This is a genomic window from Paenibacillus solisilvae (assembly GCF_042656405.1).
GTDB classification, from domain to species: Bacteria; Bacillota; Bacilli; order Paenibacillales; family Paenibacillaceae; genus Paenibacillus_Z; species Paenibacillus_Z solisilvae.
This window is the reverse complement of sequence record NZ_JBHSOW010000049.1, coordinates 1-22,388: the sequence shown is the minus strand read 5'-3', so window position 1 is coordinate 22,388 and position 22,388 is coordinate 1. Positions and strand designations below refer to the sequence as shown.

The following is a 22,388-nucleotide window of genomic DNA, read 5'->3' as shown; positions in this document are numbered from 1 at the left end:
TTTTTAACTTGATTGGGGATTTTACCCATTGCTCAACCCTCAACCTATTCAGTAATTGTTTCAAAATGTTATCTATTATGACGCGAACCTATTGAAAATCTCTAATTGCGTATAGAAATGTTTTTAATTTTATCTATTGATAGTGTGATACGATTTTAAATGTTAGGAATCCTTACATACAATAGAGGAGGACAAGCATTTGCTCACAAAGGGATGGACAAAAAGTCTGATGGTCGGAATGGCAGTATCATTATTTCTTGTCGGCTGCACGAAAAACGAGGCAAGCAAAGCACCGGTGTCCGCTGAAAAGCCTGCGAATCAGCAGGCGGCGGCAATTGGCGAGCCCAAAACGGGTGGAACGATCACTGTCGGCCTGTCCGAGGAGCCGGATCAGCTCGATGTTCAAAAAACCGGCTTGGCTGTGGCGGACATTATATCCAGTAATTTCGGCATGGGTCTCGTATCGCAGGATCCGCAAACGCTGAAGTTTGAGCCAAGTCTCGCGGAAAGCTGGCAGGTTTCGGAAGACGGAAAAACGTGGACCTTCAAAATCCGGTCCGGTGTTACTTTTCATGACGGAACTTCTTTTACTGCTCAGTCCTATGTAGACACCGTAAAACGGGCGCTTGACCCGGCAACCAATGCACAGGTGGCAGGCAGCAATCTGGCGGAGGTTCAATCGGTCTCCGCGCCGGACGCCACAACCTTGGTTTTGCAGTTGAAGGAACCGTTTGCTCCGCTCTTGCAATATTTAAGCGACCCCGGGTTTATGCAGCCGCTGTCGCTGGAAGCGATTAACAAGGCGGGCAACCAATACGGCCGCAACCCGGTCGGCGTCGGTCCTTGGAAGTTTGAGAGCTGGGTAACCGGTCAGTCGATCACTCTCGCACGCAATGACGCATTCAAGTGGCCGGAGCCCTTTTACCAGAATCAGGGGGCTCCCAGACCGGACAAGCTTGTATATAAATTTATCTCGGAGAATCAGACCCGATTGGCGGCTTTGGACAGCGGCTCAATCGATATCGCCACTGGGGTTACGGCAAAAGACATACAGAAGTATACAAATAATCCCGATTTTGAAGTGAAGGAAATGCTTCGCAACGGACTTGGACTATTCCTGATGACGAATACGCGTAAGCCCGCGATGCAGGACATTCATGTCCGGAAGGCCCTCAACATGGTTATCAATAAGGATGACCTGATGAAGGCCGTTATTCAGGGCGAAGGCGTTCCCGCATACGGCCCGCTGCCGCCGAACTACTTTGGCTACGACAAAGCGGTGGAGGATTACGGCTATAAGTACGACATTGAGGCAGCCAAATCGGAGCTGGAGCAGGCCGGCTGGACGCTCAATTCCGAGGGCATGCGGGAAAAGGACGGCAAGGCGCTCACGTTCGAGCTGTTAAGTATGACCGGCGTATGGGACCAGGCGGCGCAGGTCATTCAGGCGATGTGCAAGGAGATCGGCATCGAAATCAAAATTACGAACCTGGAATGGGGAACGCTGGTCGATACAGCCACAAAAGGCAATTTCGATCTGACTCTGATGGGCTACACGTATAACGATCCGGATGTCCTGTACCTGTTCTTGCACTCCAGTCAGACAGGCGGCCTCAACTTCAGTTACATCAAGGATCAGAAGCTTGACGATCTACTCGTGAAAGGACGTACCACAGTCGACAGCGATGCCAGGAAGCAAGTGTATGCCGATATTCAAAAATATGTGGTCGAGCAGGCGTGGTGGGTACCGCTTTACACCGAGAAGCAGTTCAGTGTTGTGAACAAGCGCGTTCAAGGCTTGATCGTCCATCCGCTGCGAGGTTTGGGTCTTCAATATTATGATGCTTGGGTGAATCAATAATGTGGCCGTTTATTTTCAAACGGATGGGTTACGGTTTGATTGTGCTGTTTGGTATTTCCGTATTCTCGTTTCTTTTGATCCACCTGATTCCCGGCGACCCGATCCGAATTATGCTCGGAGAGAACGCTTCTGTCGAACAAGTTGAACAATTAAGGAATCAATTGGGGCTTAATAAGCCGCTTTGGGTTCAGTACGGTCATTACTTGGGCGGCATCTTCCATGGGGATTTAGGCAACTCTTTAAAAACCGGACGTCCCGTGTTGATTGAAATTATCGACAGATTTCCCGAAACGGTAAAGCTTGCGTCCGCTGGAATGGCCATTGCGATTGTGGTCGGTGTGACGATAGGGATATTGGCCGCCAGGTTTAAGGACTCCATTCTGGACTTTACTGCCATGAGCCTGACGACTTTTGGCGTTTCCGTACCCAGCTTTTGGCTTGGGCTCATCCTGATCATGGTTTTTGCCGTGCATCTTGGCTGGTTCCCTGTTGCGGGCGGAACGGGGCTGATCGATTTGGTTCTGCCGGCGATCACATTGGGCGTTCTGGCATCGACTGTCATCAGCAGGCTGACGCGCTCAGGGATGATTGAAGTGCTTTCCCTTGACTTTATAAGAACCGCACGAGCCAAAGGCTTGGGCGAAATAGCCGTATTGTTCGGCCACGCTTTCCGCAATGCAATGATTCCCGTAGTTACGATTGTGGGCTTGCAGGTGGCGTCACTGCTCGGCGGAACAGTAATCATTGAGCAGGTATTCAACTGGCCCGGGCTTGGAACGCTGGCGATCAGCGCGATTGCCTCGAGGGATTTCCCGCTCATACAAGGCATTATCCTGTTTATTGGCTTCATATTTGTGGTGGTCAATATTTTGGTCGATCTCCTGTACAGTCTGATCGATCCGCGGATCAAATTTGACAGTCAACAGGAGGGGGCGTAGCGTGGCGAATCAAATGGTTCAATCATCTTCACAAGGTGTTGTGGAAGGCTTGCGGCCGCAGGCTGGCAGCGTGAAAAAAAACGGTGTTGTAAGGAAAGTTATGCGCAATACGAAAGCAAAATTCAGTCTGGCTTTTTTGCTAATCATCATTGTGATCGGCATCATCGGTCCTTTGATCGCGCAGGATGATCCCACGAAGCCGCATTATGATGCTTTGCTGCAGGGACCCTCGGCCGACCATCTGCTTGGCACAGATGCCATGGGGCGGGATGTGTTTTCCCGCATGCTTTACGGAACGAGAATCACTTTGATCGTTGGTGTGATAGCCGTTTCCATAACTTTTGTTCTCGGCACGCTGATCGGCGTCGCCAGCGCATTCATTGGCGGCGTATTGGATAATATCCTGATGCGGATCATGGATATTTTACTGGCGCTGCCCAGCATTATTATGGCGATGGCCATTGTGGCCATCCTGGGGCCAAGCCTTGCAAATGCCATGATTGCAATCGGGATCTCATCGATCCCGTCCTTTGCAAGGGTGGCCAGAGGAGCAACGCTCTCTATTAAATCGTCCGGTTATGTGGAAGCAAGCCGTGCGCTTGGCAGCTCGAACGGCTGGATTTTGTGGAATCAAATTATGCCAAACATCATGAGTACACTTCTCGTGTATACGACGTTATTAATCGGGATCGCCATATTGGATACCGCCGCGCTCGGATTTATCGGGCTGGGTGCGCAGCCGCCGACACCGGAATGGGGGACGATGCTGAGTGAAGGCAAGGAATATATTCGCGATGCGTGGTGGCTGGCCACCTTTCCTGGACTTGCCGTCACAGCCGTAGTATTTGCCGTAAATATGCTGGGAGACGCGGTTCGCGATATTTTGGACCCGAAATCGCTGAATTAGCTTAATTCTTGTTCAACCGGTTGGACTGGCTTTGGATAAAATGCGTAAAAAAGCTCAAAAACGGAGGACGTTTGCTTTGCTTTAAAAAGAGGCATTCAATTTTACGCTCAAGCTCGACCGAAGTAGAAATAGTAATCTGGCATAACTGCGCTTCTTCCAATTCGGTCCGTACACACATCTCTGGAAGAAAGCTGATGCCGATTCCTTTTATGACCATCTGCTTGGCAGCTTCCATGCTGTCAACCTCCAGAACAACGTTCGGGGATAACTTTTTCGACTCGAAAAGCCCGTGAATCATCATCCAGTCAATCGATCCGTGATCGAAAAAAATGAGCGGCTCGCGGCTGACTTCTTCGATCGTCACACTGGATGGATTGACCGCAAATGGATGGCCGGGAGGCACAACCAAGTGAATCGGATCCGTAAAAAAGGGAGACGATTCGATATTGGAATGGGAAACCGAGCGTGCAATTCCAAAGTCTACTTGCTTGTTAATGACTTTTTCCAGCACGTCATTCGAATGCCCGGTGGATATTTTTATCATTACATCCGGAAATTTGGCACGGAAAGCAGTTAGAATTTCAGGAATGATGTAAGTGGAAACCGACAGTGAACAGGCAATGTTCAGCTCGCTTTTTCTCTTGGGCTGATTCAGCATGTTGTGCTTGGCCTCTTGATAGGACTGGAGAATATTCTCGGCATAGGGGAGAAATAGTTTTCCTTTCTCGGTGAGTGTAATTTGCTTGCCTTCCCGGAAAAACAATTTGGCGTTCATTTCGCGCTCAATTGTTTGAATTCTTGCTGTAACGGACGGTTGGGTCAGAAACAGCGCATCCGCTGCCTTTTTAAAGCTTCCAAGGTGAAAAATGTAAACAAAAGCTTCAATATTATCGATATTCATGAGATTTGCTCCTGAATGTGAACTTTATTTACTCCATTATAACATAACTCATAAATGTCGTGATATTGCTTTAGGGAGTGTAGGGACGCATGGAATCCGTATTCGAACAAATAGAAAATTTGATTTGGGACGATGCGGGCGGAAGGGGACTGACGACTTTTGCCCTAGGCGGCCAATTGAAGGGCGCGTCTATTTCGCTTCTGAAAGCCAGGCACGTGCTGATCGTCTCAGGCTTTTATATTGAAAAAAGCGGGTCCGGTGAAACAGACGGTCCGCTCGGTACCGTATTTTTAGCTCGTGCGTTGGAGAAACTCGGCGCCGTGGTAACTTTGCTCACAAGCCCGTTCAACTGTGCTATATTGGCTCGCGCGTCACAAGAGGCGGGTTTGTCCGGAAAAGTGACGGCGATCGGGAAGGGCGAAGAGTCCAACATATTTCCAAAACTGCTGGCTGACGCCGATCTTACGCATCTTATCGCGGTCGAACAGATGGGAGCCGCTGTCGACGGCAACTATTACAGCATGCTCGGAAGTGATTTGACCCATTCGACCGCGAGATTCGATTCCCTGTTCTTGCTGGCCCGGGATAGAGGGATTGTAACTATAGGGATAGGCGACGGCGGCAACGAGCTCGGTATGGGAAAGCTGTATTCCACACTATGCGGGGATGACGTGTACAACCGGATTTGCTGCATCACGCCGGCGGATTACCTGATCGTGGCCGGCATCTCGAATTGGGGGGCTTACGGGCTCGTTGCGGCTTTAAGCTGTATCGCCAGAATACAGCTGCTTCACGAGGCGGAGCAGGAGAAAACGATGCTTGAGGCCATTATTCAGGCGGGGGCTGTGGACGGTAGAACGCTGACGGCTTCCATGTCCGTTGACGGGCTGCCGATCTCCAAACAGATGCAGGTCGTAAACGAACTCCGCCATCTATATGATCTTGCCGAGGCCGAAAGGAGTGAGAACAATGAGAGATTTGCGGCATTTGCCGCCAGAAGAGGCGAGAATGCGGATTCGTGAGCGTAAGCACACAACGCCGACCACAGGTATTTCAATTGATTACGCTCAGGCCAATCTTGTCGTTTTGAATAAGGAAGCAGCTTACGATTTCCTGCTGTTTTGCACGAGGAATCCGAAGCCTTGCCCGCTGCTCGACGTCACGGAGGCGGGCTCGCCTGTTCCGATGCTGACCGCGCCGGGTGCGGACCTTCGTACCGATATCCCGAAATACAACCTTTACCGTCATGGAAAGCTTATCGAGCAGACGGAGGACATAACGTCCTATTGGCAGGATGATTTAGTCGCTTTCCTGCTCGGGTGCAGCTTTACTTTCGAAAAATCGTTGCTTGAGAATGACATCCCCGTCAGGCAGATCGAGTTGAACCGCAACGTTCCGATGTACAAGACGAATATTCCGTGCCGCCCGGCTGGTCGTTTCTCGGGGCCGATGGTCGTCAGCATGAGGCCGATCCCCTCCAGGCAGGTGGCTAAGGCGGTTACCGTCACCTCCCGTTATCCATCGGTTCACGGGACTCCCATTCATATTGGAAATCCCGCACTGATCGGCATAACCGATTTGGACAAACCCGATTATGGAGATGCGGTCCCGCTGTACGAAGGAGAAGTGCCCGTGTTCTGGGCTTGCGGTGTAACACCTCAGGCTGTGGCGGCAGCTTCTGAAGCGGATTTTATGATAACCCATGCGCCTGGACATATGTTCATTACTGATGTGAAAGATCAACAGCTGTCATTGTTTTAAAAGATCCGAAAAGGGAGGGGCAGTATGGCACATGTATTGAATGTAGAGGGATTGACCGTGCAATTTACTGGCGAATCGGGTCGTGTGACCGTTGTGGACCATGTCGATTTGCAGGTGGGCAAAGGCGAAGCACTTGGTATTGTCGGCGAATCCGGCTGCGGGAAGAGTGTGACCTCTCTCTCCATCATGCGCCTTCTGGCGAAAAACGGGACAATTGCGGACGGGCGGGTTGAACTGGACGGGCAAAACCTGGTTGGCCTAAACGAGAAGGAGCTTCGCAAAATCAGGGGCAACCGAATGGCGATGATTTTCCAGGAGCCGATGACTTCTCTTAATCCTGTGCTCACCATCGGAAAGCAAATTACCGAGGTGCTTGTCCTCCACAGAGGCTTAAAACGATCGGAAGCGAAAGAGACTGTGCTGGAGCTGCTCAGGCAGGTAGGTATTCCGAGAGGGGACGAAATTTGCCGCGAATATCCGCATCAGCTTTCGGGCGGCATGCGCCAGCGGATTATGATTGCTATAGCGATCGCTTGCAAGCCCCAGCTGCTGATCGCCGATGAACCGACGACCGCTCTGGATGTTACGATCCAGGCACAAATTCTGGACCTGCTCTCAACGCTGCGGAACGAGCTGGGCATGTCGCTGATTCTCATCACGCATGATTTGGGTGTGGTAGCCGAGATGTGCGACAGGGTGATGGTTATGTACGCCGGGGAAGTGATCGAATCGGCCGACGTTCGGACCTTGTTGAGAAATCCGAAGCATCCGTATACGATCGGTTTGATCCGATCAACGCCTCAAAAATCGAGGGGGCTTGACCGCCTTTATACGATTCCCGGCAGCGTTCCGGCTCCAGGGGAGCAGCCGACAGGCTGCAGATTCGCTCCCCGCTGTGACAAGGCGATGACCGTTTGTTTGGAGAAAAACCCGGAATCCATACGGATCGAAGAGGGACATCATTGCAAATGCTGGCTGTACGGCGGGGATTGAGGATAGAGGAGGGATTAGATGGATACACCCCTTTTGGAAGTGAAAGGATTAAAGAAATATTTTATGAAGAAAAAAGGGCTGCTTCTGCAGTCCGGTTCTGTCAAAGCGGTCGATGGCATTGACCTGTCGGTTAAACAAGGCGAGACTCTTGGCATCGTTGGTGAATCGGGGTGCGGAAAATCGACGGTTGGCCGGGCGATTCTCCGGCTGCTGGAGCCGACTGAAGGACAGATCCTGTTTCAAGGCAGGGACATTACACGGCTTGATGCGAAAGAAATGCGCGGCATGAGGCGTCACCTGCAAATGGTGTTCCAGGACCCGTCCGCCACCTTGAATCCGAAGCTTACGGTCCGCCAGATTTTGGCAGAACCGTTAATTGCCCACCGGATCGAAGCAAAGCAGAGGAAGCCGCTCATTGAAGAGACGATTGAAGTTGTCGGGCTGAGCGTCAGTCATCTGGACCGCTATCCCCACCAGTTTTCCGGCGGGCAAAGGCAGCGGATTGGCATTGCACGTGCGCTTATGCTCAGGCCGCAGCTCATTATCGCCGACGAGCCGGTATCGGCGCTTGACGTCTCCATTCAATCGCAAATTTTGAATTTGCTGCAGGATTTGCAGAAGCAGTTCGGACTGACCTATATTTTCATCTCCCATGACCTTGGCGTTGTCGAGCATATTTCGGACAGAGTCGGCGTTATGTATCTCGGAGGAATCGTTGAGCTCTCCGATAAGTCTGAGCTCTTTCGGAAGCCGCTGCATCCGTATACGCAGACGCTACTATCCGCTATACCTCGGCTTGACCCGGATGAGAAGAAGGAAGTCATCCTCCTGAAGGGGGATCTGCCTTCGCCTTCCAATCCGCCAGCCGGCTGCAAGTTTCATCCGCGTTGTCCCGCCTGCATGGACATATGCATGACCGAAATACCCCCGCTCAAGAAGGTGGAGGGAAGATTGGTAGCTTGCCATCTTTATTGAGGACCAATAGTGAACGATGAGGTGATCAGACATGTACGCGAATATTAACGGAACTCGAATATTTTTTGATGTTGAAGGCGCAGGGTTCGTCCCGGACGGTCCGCTTCTGAGAGAAAAGCCGGTTTGCTTCGTACTGCACGGCGGGCCGGGCGGCGATCATACCATATATAAACCGGCACTCAGCCCAATTTCGGAGTATATGCAGCTTGTCTATATCGATAACCGGGGAAGCGGTTTGTCCGACAGGGGGCCGCAATCCACGTATTCACTTGAAAATAACGTGGAGGATCTGGAGGCATTGCGCCAATTTCTTGGGCTCAAACAAATCGTCCTCCTAGGCCAGTCGTACGGCGGTATGGTAGCGCTGAGCTATGCGGTCAAATATCCGGACAACTTGAAAGCGCTCCTGCTGGTAACGACATCTCCAAGCTTCCGGTTTCTTGAGGGAGCGAAGCGGATCGTTGAAGAAAGTGGCACTCCTGAACAGAAGGCCGTTTGCGATATCCTCTGGAACGGCGCATTCGAATCGTTTGAGCAGTTGAAGAGGTTTTATGAATTAATGGGTCCGTTTTATTCCAATACCTATAACCCCAACCCTTCCGAAGAGGAGCGGCAAAAAGCCGTAAATGCCCAAATGAGGCAGCAAAGATCATTTGAAGCGCTTAACGAAGGCTTTGGAGGATTTTTGAAGAAGTACGATGTGGTCGACAAGCTGGCCGCAATCCCGGTGCCGACGCTTATCATCGGCGCCATTCATGATTGGATCACACCGGTGGAAGAATCCTATGTGATCGCGGACAATATTCCAAGCAGCGAGCTGGTCATTTTCCAAAACAGCAGCCACAGCGTACTCAAGGACGAGTATGACCATTTTCACACAGTGGTACAAGGTTTCGTAAAAAGACGTCTGCTTGTATGATTCGGTGGCCGCCGACAATGAAGAGGTGATGGGCTTGAGGCCGTTAATAGGCATTACAGGATCGCCGCATGGCGACGATCCGACGAAGGGTGTCATTTGTCCGATGGACGTGACCGAAGCGGTATATGAAAGCGGTGGTCAACCACTTGTAATCCCGATTACGGCGCAGCTTGACGCCATCGATGAACTGGCGGTGCGGCTAGACGGCCTTTTGCTGTCCGGAGGAAATGATATTAATCCGCTTTATTTCGGAGAACAGCCTCTGCCAGGCCTGGGGAAGGTCAATCCACTGCGGGATGAGCTTGAAATCCGCTTAATCCTCTCCGTGCTGTCCTTGGACAAACCGGTTTTCGGCATTTGCCGCGGAGCGCAAATTCTGAATGTGGCGACCGGGGGAACGATGTATCAGGACATCTATACGCAGGTGACGGATGTGATTCAGCATAGTCAAAACGCGCCTCAGTATCATGCAAGCCATACGATCAAGGTTGCAAGCGGCTCGAAGCTGCATGAGATCGTACAATCTGAAGAATGTCTGATCAACAGCTATCATCATCAGGCGAACCGCGCTGTCGGCAGAGGCTTCAAAATTACGGCCGTTGCCCCGGACGGTATACCGGAAGCGTTCGAGAGTGAATCGCACCGTTTTGCGGTCGGAGTTCAGTGGCATCCCGAAAACCGGATTCATATTGACGAACCTTCGAACCGCTTGTTTCAAGCATTCGTGGAAGCGTGCCGATACCGGTAAACGGTATTTCATAAGAAATTGGTTCATTTAGTGCGTAAATAAGGGAGGGAATCTGGTTGCTGAAGCGATTGCAAGAGGTATTGCAGAACATTATTGATGGCGGAAATGCAACTTACGGCGTTGCTGTTTATCATTTTGAAACGGACGATTATTTCTTTCATCAACCTGACGAGAGCTTTTATGCCGCCAGCATCATTAAAGTTCCGATAATGTCAGCTGTTTTCGATCAGGTCGAGAAAGGCCGTATATCCTTAAGCGAAAAAATGGTAGTGCGCGCTCAGGATATGGTGACCGGATCGGGCATTCTGCAGAATCTGACCCCGAATTTTGACATGTCGATCTATGATCTGATCGTCCTTATGATTATCGAAAGCGATAATACGGCGACCAATATGCTGGTCGACCGGATCGGCATCGAGGCTGTACAGCAGGCGATGCGCGAATTCGGGATGACGGGCTGCGAATTCCACCATAAGCTGCAAATTATGCCGGCCAAAGGCGAAACGGGCGACAATTTGATTACCGCGCGCGATATAACCGAACATATGAAGAAGATTGCACAGGGGAAAATTGTTTCCTGGAATGCCTGTCGGCACATGATCGGCATTATGAAGCAGCAGAAGTTCAACGACGGGCTTCCGGGCCTGCTTCCTTACCCGGAAGGGCCTCTCGGCTCCATCCCGAAATGGGAAATGGCCCATAAAACGGGATTTGTTCCAGGCCGGGAGCATGACGCAGGGCTTCTGTATCTGCCCGGTCATACGTTTGCGGTATCTGTGTTCGGCAAGGATATCAAAGATCGTGCGGATGCGAAACGGGTGATGAGCAGTATTGGTTATGCTCTTTACGATGCTGCGCATGCACATGGTTGACAGGGGGGTTGAGCCATGGAGCCAAAACGTATCGAGCAGCTGTTTGCCGGGCTGGAGCAACTGTTTCCGGAATTGGTCCGGTTTCGTCGCGACTTGCATATGTATCCCGAGCTTTCGTTCCAGGAAGTACATACACCGAGAAAGATAGCCGATTATTTACAAGGTCTCGGATTGGAGGTACGGACGAAGGTTGGGGGCAGAGGGGTCGTCGCACGCCTTGAGGGCGGGAAGCCTGGCAGAACGGTAGCTCTGCGCGCGGATTTTGACGCGCTGCCCATTCAGGAGGAGACGAATGTGGACTACAAGTCCCGCATTCCCGGTGTTATGCACGCCTGCGGCCATGATCTCCATACGGCCGCTTTGCTCGGTGTGGCCAAGGTGCTGAGCGAAGTAAAGGATGAGCTTCCGGGTACTGTCGTCTTTATCCACCAATTCGCTGAAGAGCTCCCCCCTGGCGGAGCCATATCGATGATTGAGGACGGATGCCTGAAAGGAGTAGACGTTATTTACGGGGCACACGTATGGTCTACCGAGCCGGTCGGCACCGTTGGTGTCGGGGAAGGGTATATGATGGCGGCGATGGATGCTTTTGAAGTGGAGATCCAGGGCAAGGGCGGGCATGGCGCGACGCCGCATTTGACCGTGGATTCGCTTGTAGCGGGCAGCCAGCTCGTCGTCAGCCTGCAGCAAATCGTCAGCCGGCGTGTCGATCCCCTTCAGCCGGCAGTCGTGACGGTAGGCTCTTTTCAAGCCGGGAACGCATTTAATGTCATATCCGATTCGGCCAAGCTAACGGGAACGGTCCGCACCTTCGACGAAAGCGTACGCTGTTTAATCGAAAAGTCGATCGGACAACTTGTTGCTTCAACCTGCGAAGGTATGGGAGCCACGGCAGCTTACAGGTACGACAGGGGTTACCCGGCAGTCAACAACGACCCCCGGGAAACCGAAAGAGTGGAGCGTCTGGCCAGAGCCATTCTCGGGGAGGACAATGTGAAACGGATGACCCCCATTATGGGGGGCGAGGATTTTTCCTATTATTTGCAGCGTGTGCCGGGCACCTTCTTTTTCGTGGGAGGGGGAAAAGAGGAAATAGGAGCGGTATACCCTCATCATCATCCGAAATTCGACGTCGATGAGCAGGCCATACTGATTACAGGCAAGCTGTTCATATCCGCCGTCTTCGATTTTCTTTCTGCAGGTGTCGATCCTGTTTGAGAAACAAGTCCCGATCCGCCATATTTGACCGAGGGGGTTAAGAGCCCCTCCTCTAAATAAAGCCTAACCATCTCCGCTTTTATATCTGCTGAATACACCTTGTTCTTCCGTTTAGCTAAATTCAAAAATCCTCCGGTAAAAAACATCATAAGGTCATCTTAACAGATGACCTTTTTTCGTTGTCAACCATAAGGGGGGTAATATCACAAAGCAGGCATAAACCTATCATTATGTAATATATACTCCGTTTAATGTTACGAAATATAACGTAATTTTATGAAATAGTGTACTAAATATTAAAATCTCTATTGTATTGGTTTACTAGTGTCGTTTATAATGAAACATGTTATATGAAACTATCATACAAAGAGAGGGAAACTGACATTGAATTAGAAGATTTTATTTTTTTGTTTAAGAGTGTCTTTTATAAAGAAACTTGCTATTCAAATCTATTATTTAGCGGGAGGTAATTTACATGATTTCAAAAGTTAGGAAGAAATTCTTCTTTAAAAAGGTCCTCGTTCCATTCCTTGCAGTAGCTATGCTAGGCGCAACTGCTGGTGCAGCATATGCGGAGAATGCGGCTCCAACCCCTATCGTACAACAGAAATTTTCAATTCCGGATGTCAAGGTAAAGGATGCTACAGCGAAACCCAACGTACTCGTTATCGGAACTGGCGGCACGATTTCCGGTCAAGCGAACGACGGGGACCCTACGAATCTGCAGGACTACAAATCGGGTACATACAAGATTGAAGATATGGTAGCCCAGCTGCCGAAAAAAGAGAAAATTGCCGATGTATCCACCTATCAATTCGGCAATAAAGGTTCCGGAAGCTATTTGATCAGCGATTTATACGATCTGTCGCTCACCGTGGACCAAGCGCTAAAAACCTACGACAGCGTAGTCGTGACGACAGGAACGGATACGATGGAGGAAATTGGATACTTCCTCGATCTAACGGTAAGAAGCGAGAAGCCAGTCGTAATTACAGGATCGATGCGTCCTTGGGACGTTATCGGCACCGATGCCCCCGCCAACCTGTACAATGCAATCAAGCTGGCAGGCAGCGGCAAAACCAAATGGTTCGGTACCGTGCTGATGCTGAACGATATTGTTCAGGCAGCCCGGGATGTAACGAAGACCAACGCGCAGCGTTTGGATACGTTTGAGACGCCGATCCTGGGAGCGCTCGGTTACATTGATCAGGACAACATCTCGATTTATCGTGCGCCTGGCAGAGTTAGCAAAGCCGGCACACCGGATTGGTCCACGCCTTATGATTTGAGCAAAATTGCGAAAACCGATCTGCCGATCGTCGAAATTGCTTACGCCTACCAAGACGCAGGCGGCGGCGCCATCAAAGGCTTCGTTGTTGACGGAGCGAAGGGTATTGTAACGTCTGGAACCGGAGCAGGCGGCATTTCTTCCAAGATGAGTGCCGCGCGTACGGAAGCGATCAAGCAGGGAGTCCTTTTCGTAACGACGACGAGAACGGGCTCGGGAACGATGTATCCAAGCGACACAGACGGTGTTATTGCTGGCGACAGCTTGAATGCGCAGCATGCGCGCATGATGCTCCTGCTGTCGTTAGCATTCTCGAAGGATCAAGCCGTCATTAAAAGCTGGTTTGCCAAATATGGAGCGCAGAACGTCGGTATCAATGTGACGAAACAATAACATACAGGAGGTAAGGACATATGATATCGATTCATAGAAGCAAACTCGGGAAAAGGCTTCTCATTCCGTTTCTAATTGCGTTGTCATTAATCGTGCCCTTATCGGGCGCGGTCGGCGTCGTTCCGACCGCTGCAGCGGTACAAACGCCTGTTTTTCCGCTTCCACCGCTAACCGATGCATTCAAAGCATCCGCGCTGCCTAACGTTCTGGTGATCGGAACGGGAGGAACGATTTCGGGTCAAGCGAACGACGGAGACCCGACCAATCTGCAAACCTATAAATCGGGCACGTACAAGATCGAGGATATGGTTGCCCAATTGCCGCGCAAAGATAAAATTTCCGATGTGTCCACGTATCAATTCGGCAACAAAGGCTCCGGCAGCTATTCGATCGGCGATCTGTATGATCTGTCACTTACCGTCGATCAGGCGCTGCAAACCTATGATGGGGTTGTTGTAACGACGGGAACGGACACGATGGAAGATATTGCTTACTTCCTCGATTTGACGGTCAGAAGCGGAAAGCCGGTTGTCGTGACGGGCGCGATGCGCCCCTGGGACGTCATCGGTACCGATGCTCCTGCGAATCTGTACAACGCAATTAAGCTGGCGGGCAGCAATAAAACCCAGTGGTACGGCACTGTCGTAATGCTGAATGACGTGATACAAGCTGCCAGGGATGTCACGAAATTGAACGCGCAGCGTTTGGATACGTTCGGAACTCCGATTTTCGGAGCGCTCGGATATATCGATCAAGACAACATCTCGCTCTATCGATTGAATGACCGCGCATTAAAGGCGGGACGGCCCGAGTGGGCAACGCCGTTTGATTTGAGCAAAATCCAAAAAACGGATCTGCCGATGGTCGAGATCGCGTATGCCTATCAGGATGCCGGAGGCGGTGGTATCAATGGTCTGGTGGCGGACGGCGCGAAGGGCATCGTCACTGCCGGAACGGGCGCAGGTGGCATTTCTTCTAAGATGAGTGCGGCGCGCGCGGAAGCGATCAAGAAAGGCGTCATTTTTGTGACAACTACGAGAACGGGTTCCGGAACGATGTATCCGAGCGATACGGACGGCATTATTGCGGGCGATAGCCTCAATCCGCAGCATGCCCGCATGATGCTTCTCGTTGCGCTGGCCTTCTCAAATGATTTCAAAACGGTAAAAGACTGGTTCTGGCAATTCGGCAGGCAGGACATTGCTCAAGATGACGTCAGCGCCGTAGGCGGACCGGTCGAAGAGCCGGTGGTATTGAAGGATATTGCAGGGCACTGGGCGATGTCCTCTATAGAAAAAGCGGTAGCGAGCGGCATCATTCGCGGTTATACGGATGGTACGTTCAAACCAAATCAGAGCCTGACCCGGGTGGAATTCACGGTTATGCTGATGAATGCCTTGAAGCTGCAGGGGGATGGAGCTTCGCTCACCTTCAAGGATAGCAACCAAATCGGAAAATGGGCTGTGAACGGGATATCCCAAGCGGTTAAAGCCGGTATCGTCAGCGGCTATACCGACGGCACGTTCAAGCCAAACACACCTATTTCCCGATCCGAAATGGCTGTAATAATTGCGAAAGCTATGAAGTACGACCTCCAAGCCGGGTCGACAACCGGATTTAAGGACGACGCCGCGATCCCGAAATGGGCCAAGGGCAGCGTAAAGGCGACTAAAGATCACGCGCTCATCACTGGCCGCAGCGGAGGTGTGTTTGTTCCAAACGACCCGGCAACGAGAGCGGAAGCGGTAACGATTCTACTTAAACTGCCGGCTATTCCGATAAGCTAGCGTAAATGCGGCGCGGCAGTGCTGCTATGCAGGATTGACATCGATTTTATACCACTTATAAAGAGAACCCTCCGGAAGCGGAGGGTTCTCTTTCGTGGTAAATGATGATGTCGAGTGGAAATAAACGATTCGACTGAGTGGAATTGTATTGAACTCACAGGCAGGATAGTGGAAAAAGGTGCTTTCCATCTTTATTGAAAACAGAGGGTAACTCATGGAAAATAATAAAACAATTAGACACGGAAGAACTAAAATTGGTGTGGGATTATTTAAAAATTATGGTGCAGCTCAAAGGATATATTGCAGTCCCCGATGGAAATGGAATCATGTATAACAATAAAGAAGTTGAGAGTCAACATCATATAACAGATCGTTCCTACTGTCGTTCACGCATTATCGAGGGCTGCATCTTGGTCAGCCATACGTTACACTACCGGGCAGCATTTTGTGGTAGAATAAGGAATAAATTACTAAGAAGAGAAGGTGTATGCTATGAAACTAAACCATCTCAATCTCACAGTCAACGACGTTAAAGAGGCTCGAGAGTTCTTGGAGAAATATTTCGAAATAAAAACCAGGGATACGCGCGGTAATTCATTCGCTTTACTATCTGATGACAACGGGTTAGTGCTTACATTGATGAAAGGTACTCAAGTCAGCTATCCCAAGACCTTTCATATCGGCTTCATTCAGGAGAGCGAAGAACGGGTGAACGAGATCAATCAACGCTTGAAGGCTGATGGCTTTGATGTGGATCCGCCGCAAAGGTTGCATGGTTGGACATTCTATGTTGAAGCCCCGGGCGGATTTACCGTCGAAGTTCTCTGTTGAATGATCCGGAGACTTAGTTGACTAGAGATGAACTAAAACTAGCGGAACGCGCTACTGGAGGAGCATGCTATGCGGCAGCTCCTCTTTCTATTGAAGTAAAAGGCAGTACAACTGAATATTATCCAATATTAGTATAGAAACATTATAGTAGGGACCGGCGTCTTATTATTTAAATTCATCTCATTGTTCATAGAACGGAGCGTTACTGTGAAAAAGAAAGTTATTCTTGGTCTTGTAGCAGTTTTGGGAATAGCGGGTATAGCAAGTGCTGTTATGGCTAATGAGGGTTTCACGAAGAAGGAGCCGCAGAAGTCAATAAAGATCGTTCCGATTCATCATAAAGAAACCATCGGGGACCTAGTGTATGAGATTCAATTGAGCAAAAACCAGTTTGATTTGGACAATGAAATTGAGGTTTACGCAAAGGTGACGAACATAGGAAAAGAGACGATGACGTATGTTTCGGGCAGTTCCAGCTGTCCGAACCACGTGGTTATTGACATCGTTCATCAAGAATCGAATACAAGCTTGGCGATAAAGCAAGGCGAGGCTTGTACGTCTGATCTGGGTACATCTATATTGGCACCTGCTCAAACTGTTGAAGACAAATGGATTTTCATTCCGAAACAATGGATTAATTCCAAACTTGAACCTGCGCTCACCGGTACTTACGATGTGGAGGTTGCGTTGCCTCCGGAAAGTATCGAATTTACAGAAGATCAACCAGAAGCAAAAAATCAACGTGCCAGTACCAAAACATCAATAATCCTAACGGGGAAGACAACGTAATGATTCCCAGGGCGTGCAGATGGTTCTGTGGCAGCCTAGCAATATCCGCTATATACCAAATATAAAATGAATCCAAATCTAGAAAACCGCAATCCATAAGAAATCCTTGTGCCGATTGCATGTTATTCTTTGGAAGGATCGAAACATCTTAGCACGAATACTATGTTCAGCGGAGGGAATAACTTGAAAATTTCACATGTACGCTTAATAGTGCCGAATGTTCGAGAATGCTTTTTGTTTTACCGAGACATCCTGGGACTCAAAGTCCTCCATGGAAATGAAGACACTCCATATGCTGAGTTTCAAACGGGAGACATCAATATTGCGTTAGAGCCTCCGATGGTAAGCGAACCTATTAAAGACTCGCGTAAGCGGAATGAGTTCAGTGTCAATGATCAGGTTTCCATTATTTTCAGAGTTGATGATGTTGATGCAGCTTACGATCAATTGAAGAGCCAAGATGTTGAATTTGTAAAGGAACCGCATGACACGCCTGAATGGGGTCATCGTGTAGCCTATTTTCGCGATCCCGCTGGGAATTTGATCGAGCTTAACGGAGGAATTTAATTTGAGCGATCAGCAATGGATTGAAATATACAAAAGCGATCTGCAAAGTTATTCACTGCAGCAGCTAAGGCAAATAACATCGCAAGGGGCTTGGTCACTCAGCCAATTGTATAACCACCTGATCCTCGCTGCTCTTGATTACCTTGACCAAGTGGAAATTTGTGCGACAGCAGGTGTCGAGCAAATGCTCGGGAAGACGGAGGCTGGCAAGGAGCTGTTCAAACTCGGCGGATTCCCGCCGATTAAAATCAAGTTGCCGGACGGGCCAGAAAACACCCCCAGCAATTCGGAAAGTAAAGAAGACCTTAGGCGCGGACTCGATCAAGTACTGCAGCGAATGAGAGAATGGGAAGGGAAATTAGATCGTATAAACCCAAACTACAAAGCTAAACATGATGGCTTTGGCTGGCTGAACGCGAAGGATTGGTTCGATCTAGTCGGCATGCATTTCCGCCATCACCTGCGTCAGAAGAGTGAACTGGAACAAAAACTTGGGCTCTGAGTACTTGTTGAACAAACGGAAAAGAAAGCGCAGCGATGGATCCGATCCGATTGGAGGTTTATTATGAGAAACTCAATTGTTTTTGGATTAATGGGATTGATTCTATCTTGGTTATTCCACAGATCAATTGCATTAGACGAATTTTATTTAGCGGTAATAATCGGCATCTTACTCGACATTTATTTGCTCTTAAAATCCCGATATAAACATTAATCTAACTGAAAAAAGATTCCAATAAACATAAGGAGAAGGCAACCGGTCTAAGTGGCCGGGTGCCTTTACTTTACTAGCAGGCAAATATCAGCAACATGGTTAGAACCAAATATCCTCCATGTAAGGGCTTTATGAAACGGAGGTTATTTCTATAACCTAACGGGAATTGGCAGTTGGAGCAATATGGTATAATGGGTTTGAATTTTTAAGACGAGGAAGGGGAATTCGTGATGAAGCTTATTGACTTGAGCGTGCCGATTAGTCCGCGCATCCGTGAGCCGCTGCCGGCAAAAATCGAGTATGCGACCCATGAAGACGGAGCGCTGCAAGCGGCAGCGGCACTAGGCCTTAAGCAGGAAGATTTTCCGGAATGCAAGGCGTGGGCAACGGAAACGGTGACACTGAATACGCATGCGGGTACTCATATCGACGCGCCATGGCATTACTGGCCGACTTCGGAAGGGAAGAAGGCAAGAACCATTGATGAAATGCCGCTCGAATGGTTTTATTCCGACGGTGTGGTACTCGACTTCAGCGCGAAGCCGCCTGGTTACGAAATTACGACGGATGACCTGGTCGCCGAGTTGGAACCGTTCGATATCGTTCTCATCCGGAGCGATGCGGACAAACGGCTGTACCACGAACATTATGCGTTTCTTCACGCCGGAGTATCGGCAGATGCTACGTTGTGGCTGCTGGATCAAGGCATCAAGGTAGTCGGTACTGACGGCTGGGGCTGGGATATTCCGCTTAACCTGCAAGCCGAGGCGTATAAAAAGCAGCCGAAGGAAGGCGTCCTATGGGCAGCGCATTATGTCGGCAAGGACAGGGAATATTGCCAGATCGAAAAACTGGCCAATTTGGATAAAATTCCGAAGCCGTTCGGCTTCAAAGTCTGCTGCTTTCCGATCAAAGTAGAAATGGCGAGTGCAGGCTGGGCCCGTCCGGTCGCAATCGTGGAGGAATGAGACGAAAAAGTGCTGCAGCACGTACCATCGTGCAGTGGTGCCTTTTTTCAGTTATCAACCAACAATTCGTTGTTTAACTATGGAAACGAAAGTTTAATAACATAAGGGCTTCTAAAGTGGAAGAAAATGCCGCGAGCCAAGTTATAGAAGGTAGAGTAGTGTACCCAAATTATTAATCCGAACATTATCTATTACATGTTACTAAAAAATCCGGATATATGAAGGGTTGTGCTGGCTTTCACACGGAAAGCCGGGTTTAGGAGGGATCGATACGAATACCATATGGCGGATCCGAAGCGGGGTCAGAGACTACGCAGAAGCAGTATATGAATTCGTACGGGGGATACCCAAACGTTATCCGTGGCTCAAAACCATTTACGCGATCTGGTGCTGGCTGTCGCTGCTGCTGTTTATCGTGGGCCTGTTCCTTTACCGGGATTCGAGAACGATGTTGGTGCAGTATCTGTGGTCGTTCTATGTGATGATGCAATTCTGGCTATTATGCCGAAGTAAGACATTTACCTGGAAGCAAACCGCGATGTTCATGCTGCTCGGTATCTTCCTCGTGATCCCGATTACGACATTGACGCTTATGACGGCACACGGTTTAATCGGCGGACGGACTTCGGATACCTGGTCGACCGCGGTGCTCACCCCCATCGCCGAGGAGGTGTGGAAGCTGCTTCCTCTGGGGTTTTATCTGCTCTTCTCACGCCGGGCATCATCCATGAGTTTGGCTGACTATGCCCTGGCGGGAGCGGCCGGAGGTGTCGGTTTCCAGCTCATGGAGGAGCTGAGCCGCAGGTGGCTTAACTCTGGAATACTCGGTCGGATGTTCGGTTACAGCACGACGATGCTGGGAGGAGAGACGATTCACTGGGATTTCTGGACTCTGTTTCCCGGACGGTTCGAAGAGAGCTTCCTGCCTACACTCATGACGGTCAGCCATCCTGTACACACGGCAATGGTTGCTCTGGGACTCGGAATGGCCGTGCGCGGCCGAAGGCGGCTGACGAATGCTATTTATGTCCTGCCTGCTCTGCTTCTGGCCTGGTCGATCATGGACCACGCCGCTTATAACGGACAGAACTCTCTGCCGGACTGGATTATGAAGATCAACGAATGGACCGGGAGCGGCTATCAGACGAAGAGTATCTTCCTGCTTATGCTAGTCCTGGCGCTAGTCCTGGATTATATCGCACTCTTTCGGGTGAGGAGAAAGCTCCCGATGATGGAGGGCGAGCGATTTATCGACCCGCTCTCGGAACTGTGGTATATGTGGGAGGCATTCCTGCTGAAGAGGGAGAGGTTCGCAAGCGTTATGGCCTGGACTAGGGAGCGCCGGGAAATGGGATTCTCTCTGCTGTACGGAAATGCCGAGGCTGTTTCCATCCAGGAGGATCTGCGCGGCCGGATGCGGATTCACTACCGGATGGCAGCAGGGCTGACCGCTCTGCTGGTCGGGGCAGGTCTGCTTGCAGGCTGCATAGCCTATTGGCAGGCAGCTGTTCATCCTGCCGACAGTGCGTGTTTTTCCTGTATGTTCGACTCGCTGCAGAATTGGTGGGATCGTCTAAGCTTCGGGGAGAAGGGGGCTATCGTGCTAGGGGCGTTTGCTCTATCCCTTCTGTTCGTCGGCTTCTGGCCGGCTTTGGGGATTGCATTAACTGCAGCGAGCATCCCAGGCAGCGGACACGAGATTGCTCAGGATATCCGGGATCCCAAGCGGCTGCTGACACCTGAGAATGCCATCTCGGCTCTGCTGGCTATTGCGCTCAGCCGCATACCGTTTGGGCGTCTAGCGGATCGACTAGCCAAGAAAGGTGGACGCCGGCTCAAGGACTGGCTGGAGAAGCTGTTCAAACGCCGAACCAAGCCTGATCCAGACATGCCCCGCAAGCCGGACGCAGAAGGGCCGAGCAAGAAACCGGATGCGGAAGAAGAAGCTCCTCCGAAAGACGCGGACGATTATGTGCACTGGAGTCGAGCAAAATACAGAGGCGTTGAGCTGCATGACAGCCGTAACGGAGCACTTGGAGAGTTCGACGGTATTGATGTCGAGAACGGGATTTTCTATGAAGCGAAGTCAGCCGAAGGATTGAATCGCATTCATCCCAAAACCGGCAAGCCGCAGCAGACGCCGCAGGAGTTTACCGATAAACAGCTCTATCAGAAAACGCGGACGCGGATCAACAACTTGCTGGAGAAGGCAGTCGGGACTCGGACAACGCCGGATGGAACATCGGAAATTCCGACCCTGGATGAGATCAAGGGGATCCGCAACTTCCAGTTCCAGCTTGACGGAGACTCGCCGGAGCTGCGAGCCGCGGCAGAGAACAGTCTGAACCGTCTGCGTCAGGAATTCCCTGATTACACATTTACCATTCGATTTGGAGTGAAATAAGATGTCGATTAGCGCTATTATCATTGATCCCGAAAATGAATTCGAACGCTATTTCATGCTGCCGATTGCGACAGAGGCCTTTTATAAAAAGTACTGGGAGCCGGCGGTTGAGGAGCTGGGTCTCCAGTGGATCGCTCTGTTTCAAGACGGCACGGATGTGGAGCGAGAGGATGCGCCAGCGGTCCTGGAAGAGATTTCCCGTTTGAAGGACTGGGTGCGCTCCAAGATTAGCGGTGACGCTCAGGAGCATATGCTAAGCAGGCTCGAGCTGCTGGAGAGCGAGCTTCCTAACGCATTTCGGCGCGGGGGTGCGGTTGTTTATATCGGGTGAAGCCATACAAACATAATCGCTAAAAAAGCCCATATACACCACTACCACTCTAACCCTACCCGTATTCGCAAAATGGAAGTAATTCGATTTGCAGGAAGTAGAGCGTCAGAAAGAGCCTCTGTAGTGAAGATTAAAAAGTTCCTTGGGATGTAACCGAGGCCACTGAAAAAGTCCTTCTGAATAAAAAGGCACATCCCCTCATTTTTTTGAGGGGATGTGCCT

The 22,388-nt window shown here is 50.3% G+C and carries 21 protein-coding genes; 20 read left to right on the top strand and 1 reads right to left on the bottom strand.

Going from position 1 to position 22,388, the window contains the following annotated elements:
* Positions 1 to 199: 199 nt before the first annotated feature.
* From ACFPYJ_RS14685 to ACFPYJ_RS14675, 3 genes are all read left to right on the top strand, one after another.
* Positions 200 to 1,861 carry an ABC transporter substrate-binding protein gene (locus ACFPYJ_RS14685; RefSeq protein WP_379188908.1) on the top strand — a complete coding sequence of 554 codons (1,662 nt, stop codon included), beginning with the start codon at positions 200 to 202 and terminating at the stop codon, positions 1,859 to 1,861.
* The gene (gene nikB / locus ACFPYJ_RS14680) at positions 1,861 to 2,799 is read left to right on the top strand and encodes a nickel ABC transporter permease (RefSeq protein ID WP_379188907.1); all 939 of its coding nucleotides are present in this window, start codon (positions 1,861 to 1,863) and stop codon (positions 2,797 to 2,799) included. Before ACFPYJ_RS14685 ends, nikB begins: the two co-directional genes overlap by 1 nt.
* 100 nt (positions 2,800 to 2,899) lie before the next feature.
* Positions 2,900 to 3,706, top strand: coding sequence for an ABC transporter permease (locus ACFPYJ_RS14675; RefSeq protein WP_465263358.1), 807 nt, complete (start codon positions 2,900 to 2,902; stop codon positions 3,704 to 3,706).
* 1 nt (position 3,707) lies between these two features.
* On the opposite strand, the gene ACFPYJ_RS14670 is transcribed toward ACFPYJ_RS14675, so the two are convergent.
* Positions 3,708 to 4,607 (bottom strand): LysR family transcriptional regulator, encoded by a 900-nt coding sequence (locus ACFPYJ_RS14670; RefSeq protein WP_379188905.1) that lies wholly within the window; start codon positions 4,605 to 4,607, stop codon positions 3,708 to 3,710.
* A gap of 89 nt (positions 4,608 to 4,696) precedes the next feature.
* Here ACFPYJ_RS14670 and ACFPYJ_RS14665 point away from each other — a divergent pair, with 89 nt between their 5' ends.
* From ACFPYJ_RS14665 to ACFPYJ_RS14585, 17 genes are all read left to right on the top strand, one after another.
* Positions 4,697 to 5,629, top strand: a complete 933-nt coding sequence (locus tag ACFPYJ_RS14665) for a DUF4392 domain-containing protein (protein ID WP_379188904.1) — start codon at positions 4,697 to 4,699, stop codon at positions 5,627 to 5,629.
* On the top strand, positions 5,577 to 6,368 hold the full coding sequence (locus ACFPYJ_RS14660) for a putative hydro-lyase (protein WP_379188903.1): 792 nt from the start codon (positions 5,577 to 5,579) through the stop codon (positions 6,366 to 6,368). Before ACFPYJ_RS14665 ends, ACFPYJ_RS14660 begins: the two co-directional genes overlap by 53 nt.
* A 24-nt stretch (positions 6,369 to 6,392) precedes the next feature.
* Complete coding sequence (locus ACFPYJ_RS14655) at positions 6,393 to 7,361, top strand: ABC transporter ATP-binding protein (RefSeq protein ID WP_379188902.1); 969 nt, start codon at positions 6,393 to 6,395, stop codon at positions 7,359 to 7,361.
* A gap of 18 nt (positions 7,362 to 7,379) precedes the next feature.
* Positions 7,380 to 8,336: an ABC transporter ATP-binding protein gene (locus tag ACFPYJ_RS14650; RefSeq protein ID WP_379188901.1), complete on the top strand. Its 957-nt coding sequence runs from the start codon at positions 7,380 to 7,382 to the stop codon at positions 8,334 to 8,336.
* A gap of 31 nt (positions 8,337 to 8,367) precedes the next feature.
* Entirely contained in the window at positions 8,368 to 9,255 is an 888-nt protein-coding gene (locus ACFPYJ_RS14645; RefSeq protein ID WP_379188900.1) for an alpha/beta fold hydrolase, read from the top strand.
* Positions 9,256 to 9,289: 34 nt separating this feature from the next.
* Positions 9,290 to 10,003: a gamma-glutamyl-gamma-aminobutyrate hydrolase family protein gene (locus tag ACFPYJ_RS14640; protein WP_379188899.1), complete on the top strand. Its 714-nt coding sequence runs from the start codon at positions 9,290 to 9,292 to the stop codon at positions 10,001 to 10,003.
* A gap of 56 nt (positions 10,004 to 10,059) precedes the next feature.
* The gene (locus ACFPYJ_RS14635; RefSeq protein ID WP_379188898.1) at positions 10,060 to 10,875 is read left to right on the top strand and encodes a serine hydrolase; all 816 of its coding nucleotides are present in this window, start codon (positions 10,060 to 10,062) and stop codon (positions 10,873 to 10,875) included.
* A 15-nt stretch (positions 10,876 to 10,890) separates the two neighbouring features.
* Positions 10,891 to 12,093, top strand: coding sequence for a M20 metallopeptidase family protein (locus ACFPYJ_RS14630; protein WP_379188897.1), 1,203 nt, complete (start codon positions 10,891 to 10,893; stop codon positions 12,091 to 12,093).
* Positions 12,094 to 12,568: 475 nt separating this feature from the next.
* Positions 12,569 to 13,774: an asparaginase gene (locus ACFPYJ_RS14625; RefSeq protein WP_379188896.1), complete on the top strand. Its 1,206-nt coding sequence runs from the start codon at positions 12,569 to 12,571 to the stop codon at positions 13,772 to 13,774.
* Between the two features lie 20 nt (positions 13,775 to 13,794).
* Positions 13,795 to 15,561 carry an asparaginase domain-containing protein gene (locus ACFPYJ_RS14620; protein WP_379188895.1) on the top strand — a complete coding sequence of 589 codons (1,767 nt, stop codon included), beginning with the start codon at positions 13,795 to 13,797 and terminating at the stop codon, positions 15,559 to 15,561.
* A gap of 492 nt (positions 15,562 to 16,053) precedes the next feature.
* On the top strand, positions 16,054 to 16,392 hold the full coding sequence (locus tag ACFPYJ_RS14615) for a VOC family protein (protein WP_379188894.1): 339 nt from the start codon (positions 16,054 to 16,056) through the stop codon (positions 16,390 to 16,392).
* Between the two features lie 207 nt (positions 16,393 to 16,599).
* A complete protein-coding gene (locus ACFPYJ_RS14610; RefSeq protein WP_379188893.1) occupies positions 16,600 to 17,181 on the top strand; it encodes a hypothetical protein in 582 nt (193 codons plus the stop codon).
* A gap of 183 nt (positions 17,182 to 17,364) precedes the next feature.
* On the top strand, positions 17,365 to 17,748 hold the full coding sequence (locus ACFPYJ_RS14605; protein WP_379188892.1) for a VOC family protein: 384 nt from the start codon (positions 17,365 to 17,367) through the stop codon (positions 17,746 to 17,748).
* Position 17,749: 1 nt separating this feature from the next.
* The gene (locus ACFPYJ_RS14600) at positions 17,750 to 18,250 is read left to right on the top strand and encodes a DinB family protein (protein ID WP_379188891.1); all 501 of its coding nucleotides are present in this window, start codon (positions 17,750 to 17,752) and stop codon (positions 18,248 to 18,250) included.
* A gap of 443 nt (positions 18,251 to 18,693) precedes the next feature.
* Positions 18,694 to 19,431 carry a cyclase family protein gene (locus ACFPYJ_RS14595; RefSeq protein ID WP_379188890.1) on the top strand — a complete coding sequence of 246 codons (738 nt, stop codon included), beginning with the start codon at positions 18,694 to 18,696 and terminating at the stop codon, positions 19,429 to 19,431.
* Between the two features lie 226 nt (positions 19,432 to 19,657).
* Positions 19,658 to 21,835 (top strand): PrsW family glutamic-type intramembrane protease, encoded by a 2,178-nt coding sequence (locus ACFPYJ_RS14590; protein WP_379188889.1) that lies wholly within the window; start codon positions 19,658 to 19,660, stop codon positions 21,833 to 21,835.
* A gap of 1 nt (position 21,836) precedes the next feature.
* Entirely contained in the window at positions 21,837 to 22,166 is a 330-nt protein-coding gene (locus ACFPYJ_RS14585) for a hypothetical protein (protein WP_379188888.1), read from the top strand.
* The last annotated feature ends 222 nt before the right edge of the window (positions 22,167 to 22,388 follow it).

What these genes read in the sequence shown, in the direction of transcription:
- nikB (WP_379188907.1), top strand. Translation starts at nt 1,861, where the DNA reads ATGTGGCCGTTTATTTTCAAACGGATGGGTTACGGTTTGATTGTGCTG.
- ACFPYJ_RS14675 (WP_465263358.1), top strand. Translation starts at nt 2,900, where the DNA reads ATGCGCAATACGAAAGCAAAATTCAGTCTGGCTTTTTTGCTAATCATC.
- ACFPYJ_RS14670 (WP_379188905.1), bottom strand. Translation starts at nt 4,607, where the DNA reads ATGAATATCGATAATATTGAAGCTTTTGTTTACATTTTTCACCTTGGA.
- ACFPYJ_RS14665 (WP_379188904.1), top strand. Translation starts at nt 4,697, where the DNA reads ATGGAATCCGTATTCGAACAAATAGAAAATTTGATTTGGGACGATGCG.
- ACFPYJ_RS14660 (WP_379188903.1), top strand. Translation starts at nt 5,577, where the DNA reads ATGAGAGATTTGCGGCATTTGCCGCCAGAAGAGGCGAGAATGCGGATT.
- ACFPYJ_RS14655 (WP_379188902.1), top strand. Translation starts at nt 6,393, where the DNA reads ATGGCACATGTATTGAATGTAGAGGGATTGACCGTGCAATTTACTGGC.
- ACFPYJ_RS14650 (WP_379188901.1), top strand. Translation starts at nt 7,380, where the DNA reads ATGGATACACCCCTTTTGGAAGTGAAAGGATTAAAGAAATATTTTATG.
- ACFPYJ_RS14645 (WP_379188900.1), top strand. Translation starts at nt 8,368, where the DNA reads ATGTACGCGAATATTAACGGAACTCGAATATTTTTTGATGTTGAAGGC.
- ACFPYJ_RS14630 (WP_379188897.1), top strand. Translation starts at nt 10,891, where the DNA reads ATGGAGCCAAAACGTATCGAGCAGCTGTTTGCCGGGCTGGAGCAACTG.
- ACFPYJ_RS14625 (WP_379188896.1), top strand. Translation starts at nt 12,569, where the DNA reads ATGATTTCAAAAGTTAGGAAGAAATTCTTCTTTAAAAAGGTCCTCGTT.
- ACFPYJ_RS14620 (WP_379188895.1), top strand. Translation starts at nt 13,795, where the DNA reads ATGATATCGATTCATAGAAGCAAACTCGGGAAAAGGCTTCTCATTCCG.
- ACFPYJ_RS14615 (WP_379188894.1), top strand. Translation starts at nt 16,054, where the DNA reads ATGAAACTAAACCATCTCAATCTCACAGTCAACGACGTTAAAGAGGCT.
- ACFPYJ_RS14595 (WP_379188890.1), top strand. Translation starts at nt 18,694, where the DNA reads ATGAAGCTTATTGACTTGAGCGTGCCGATTAGTCCGCGCATCCGTGAG.
- ACFPYJ_RS14585 (WP_379188888.1), top strand. Translation starts at nt 21,837, where the DNA reads ATGTCGATTAGCGCTATTATCATTGATCCCGAAAATGAATTCGAACGC.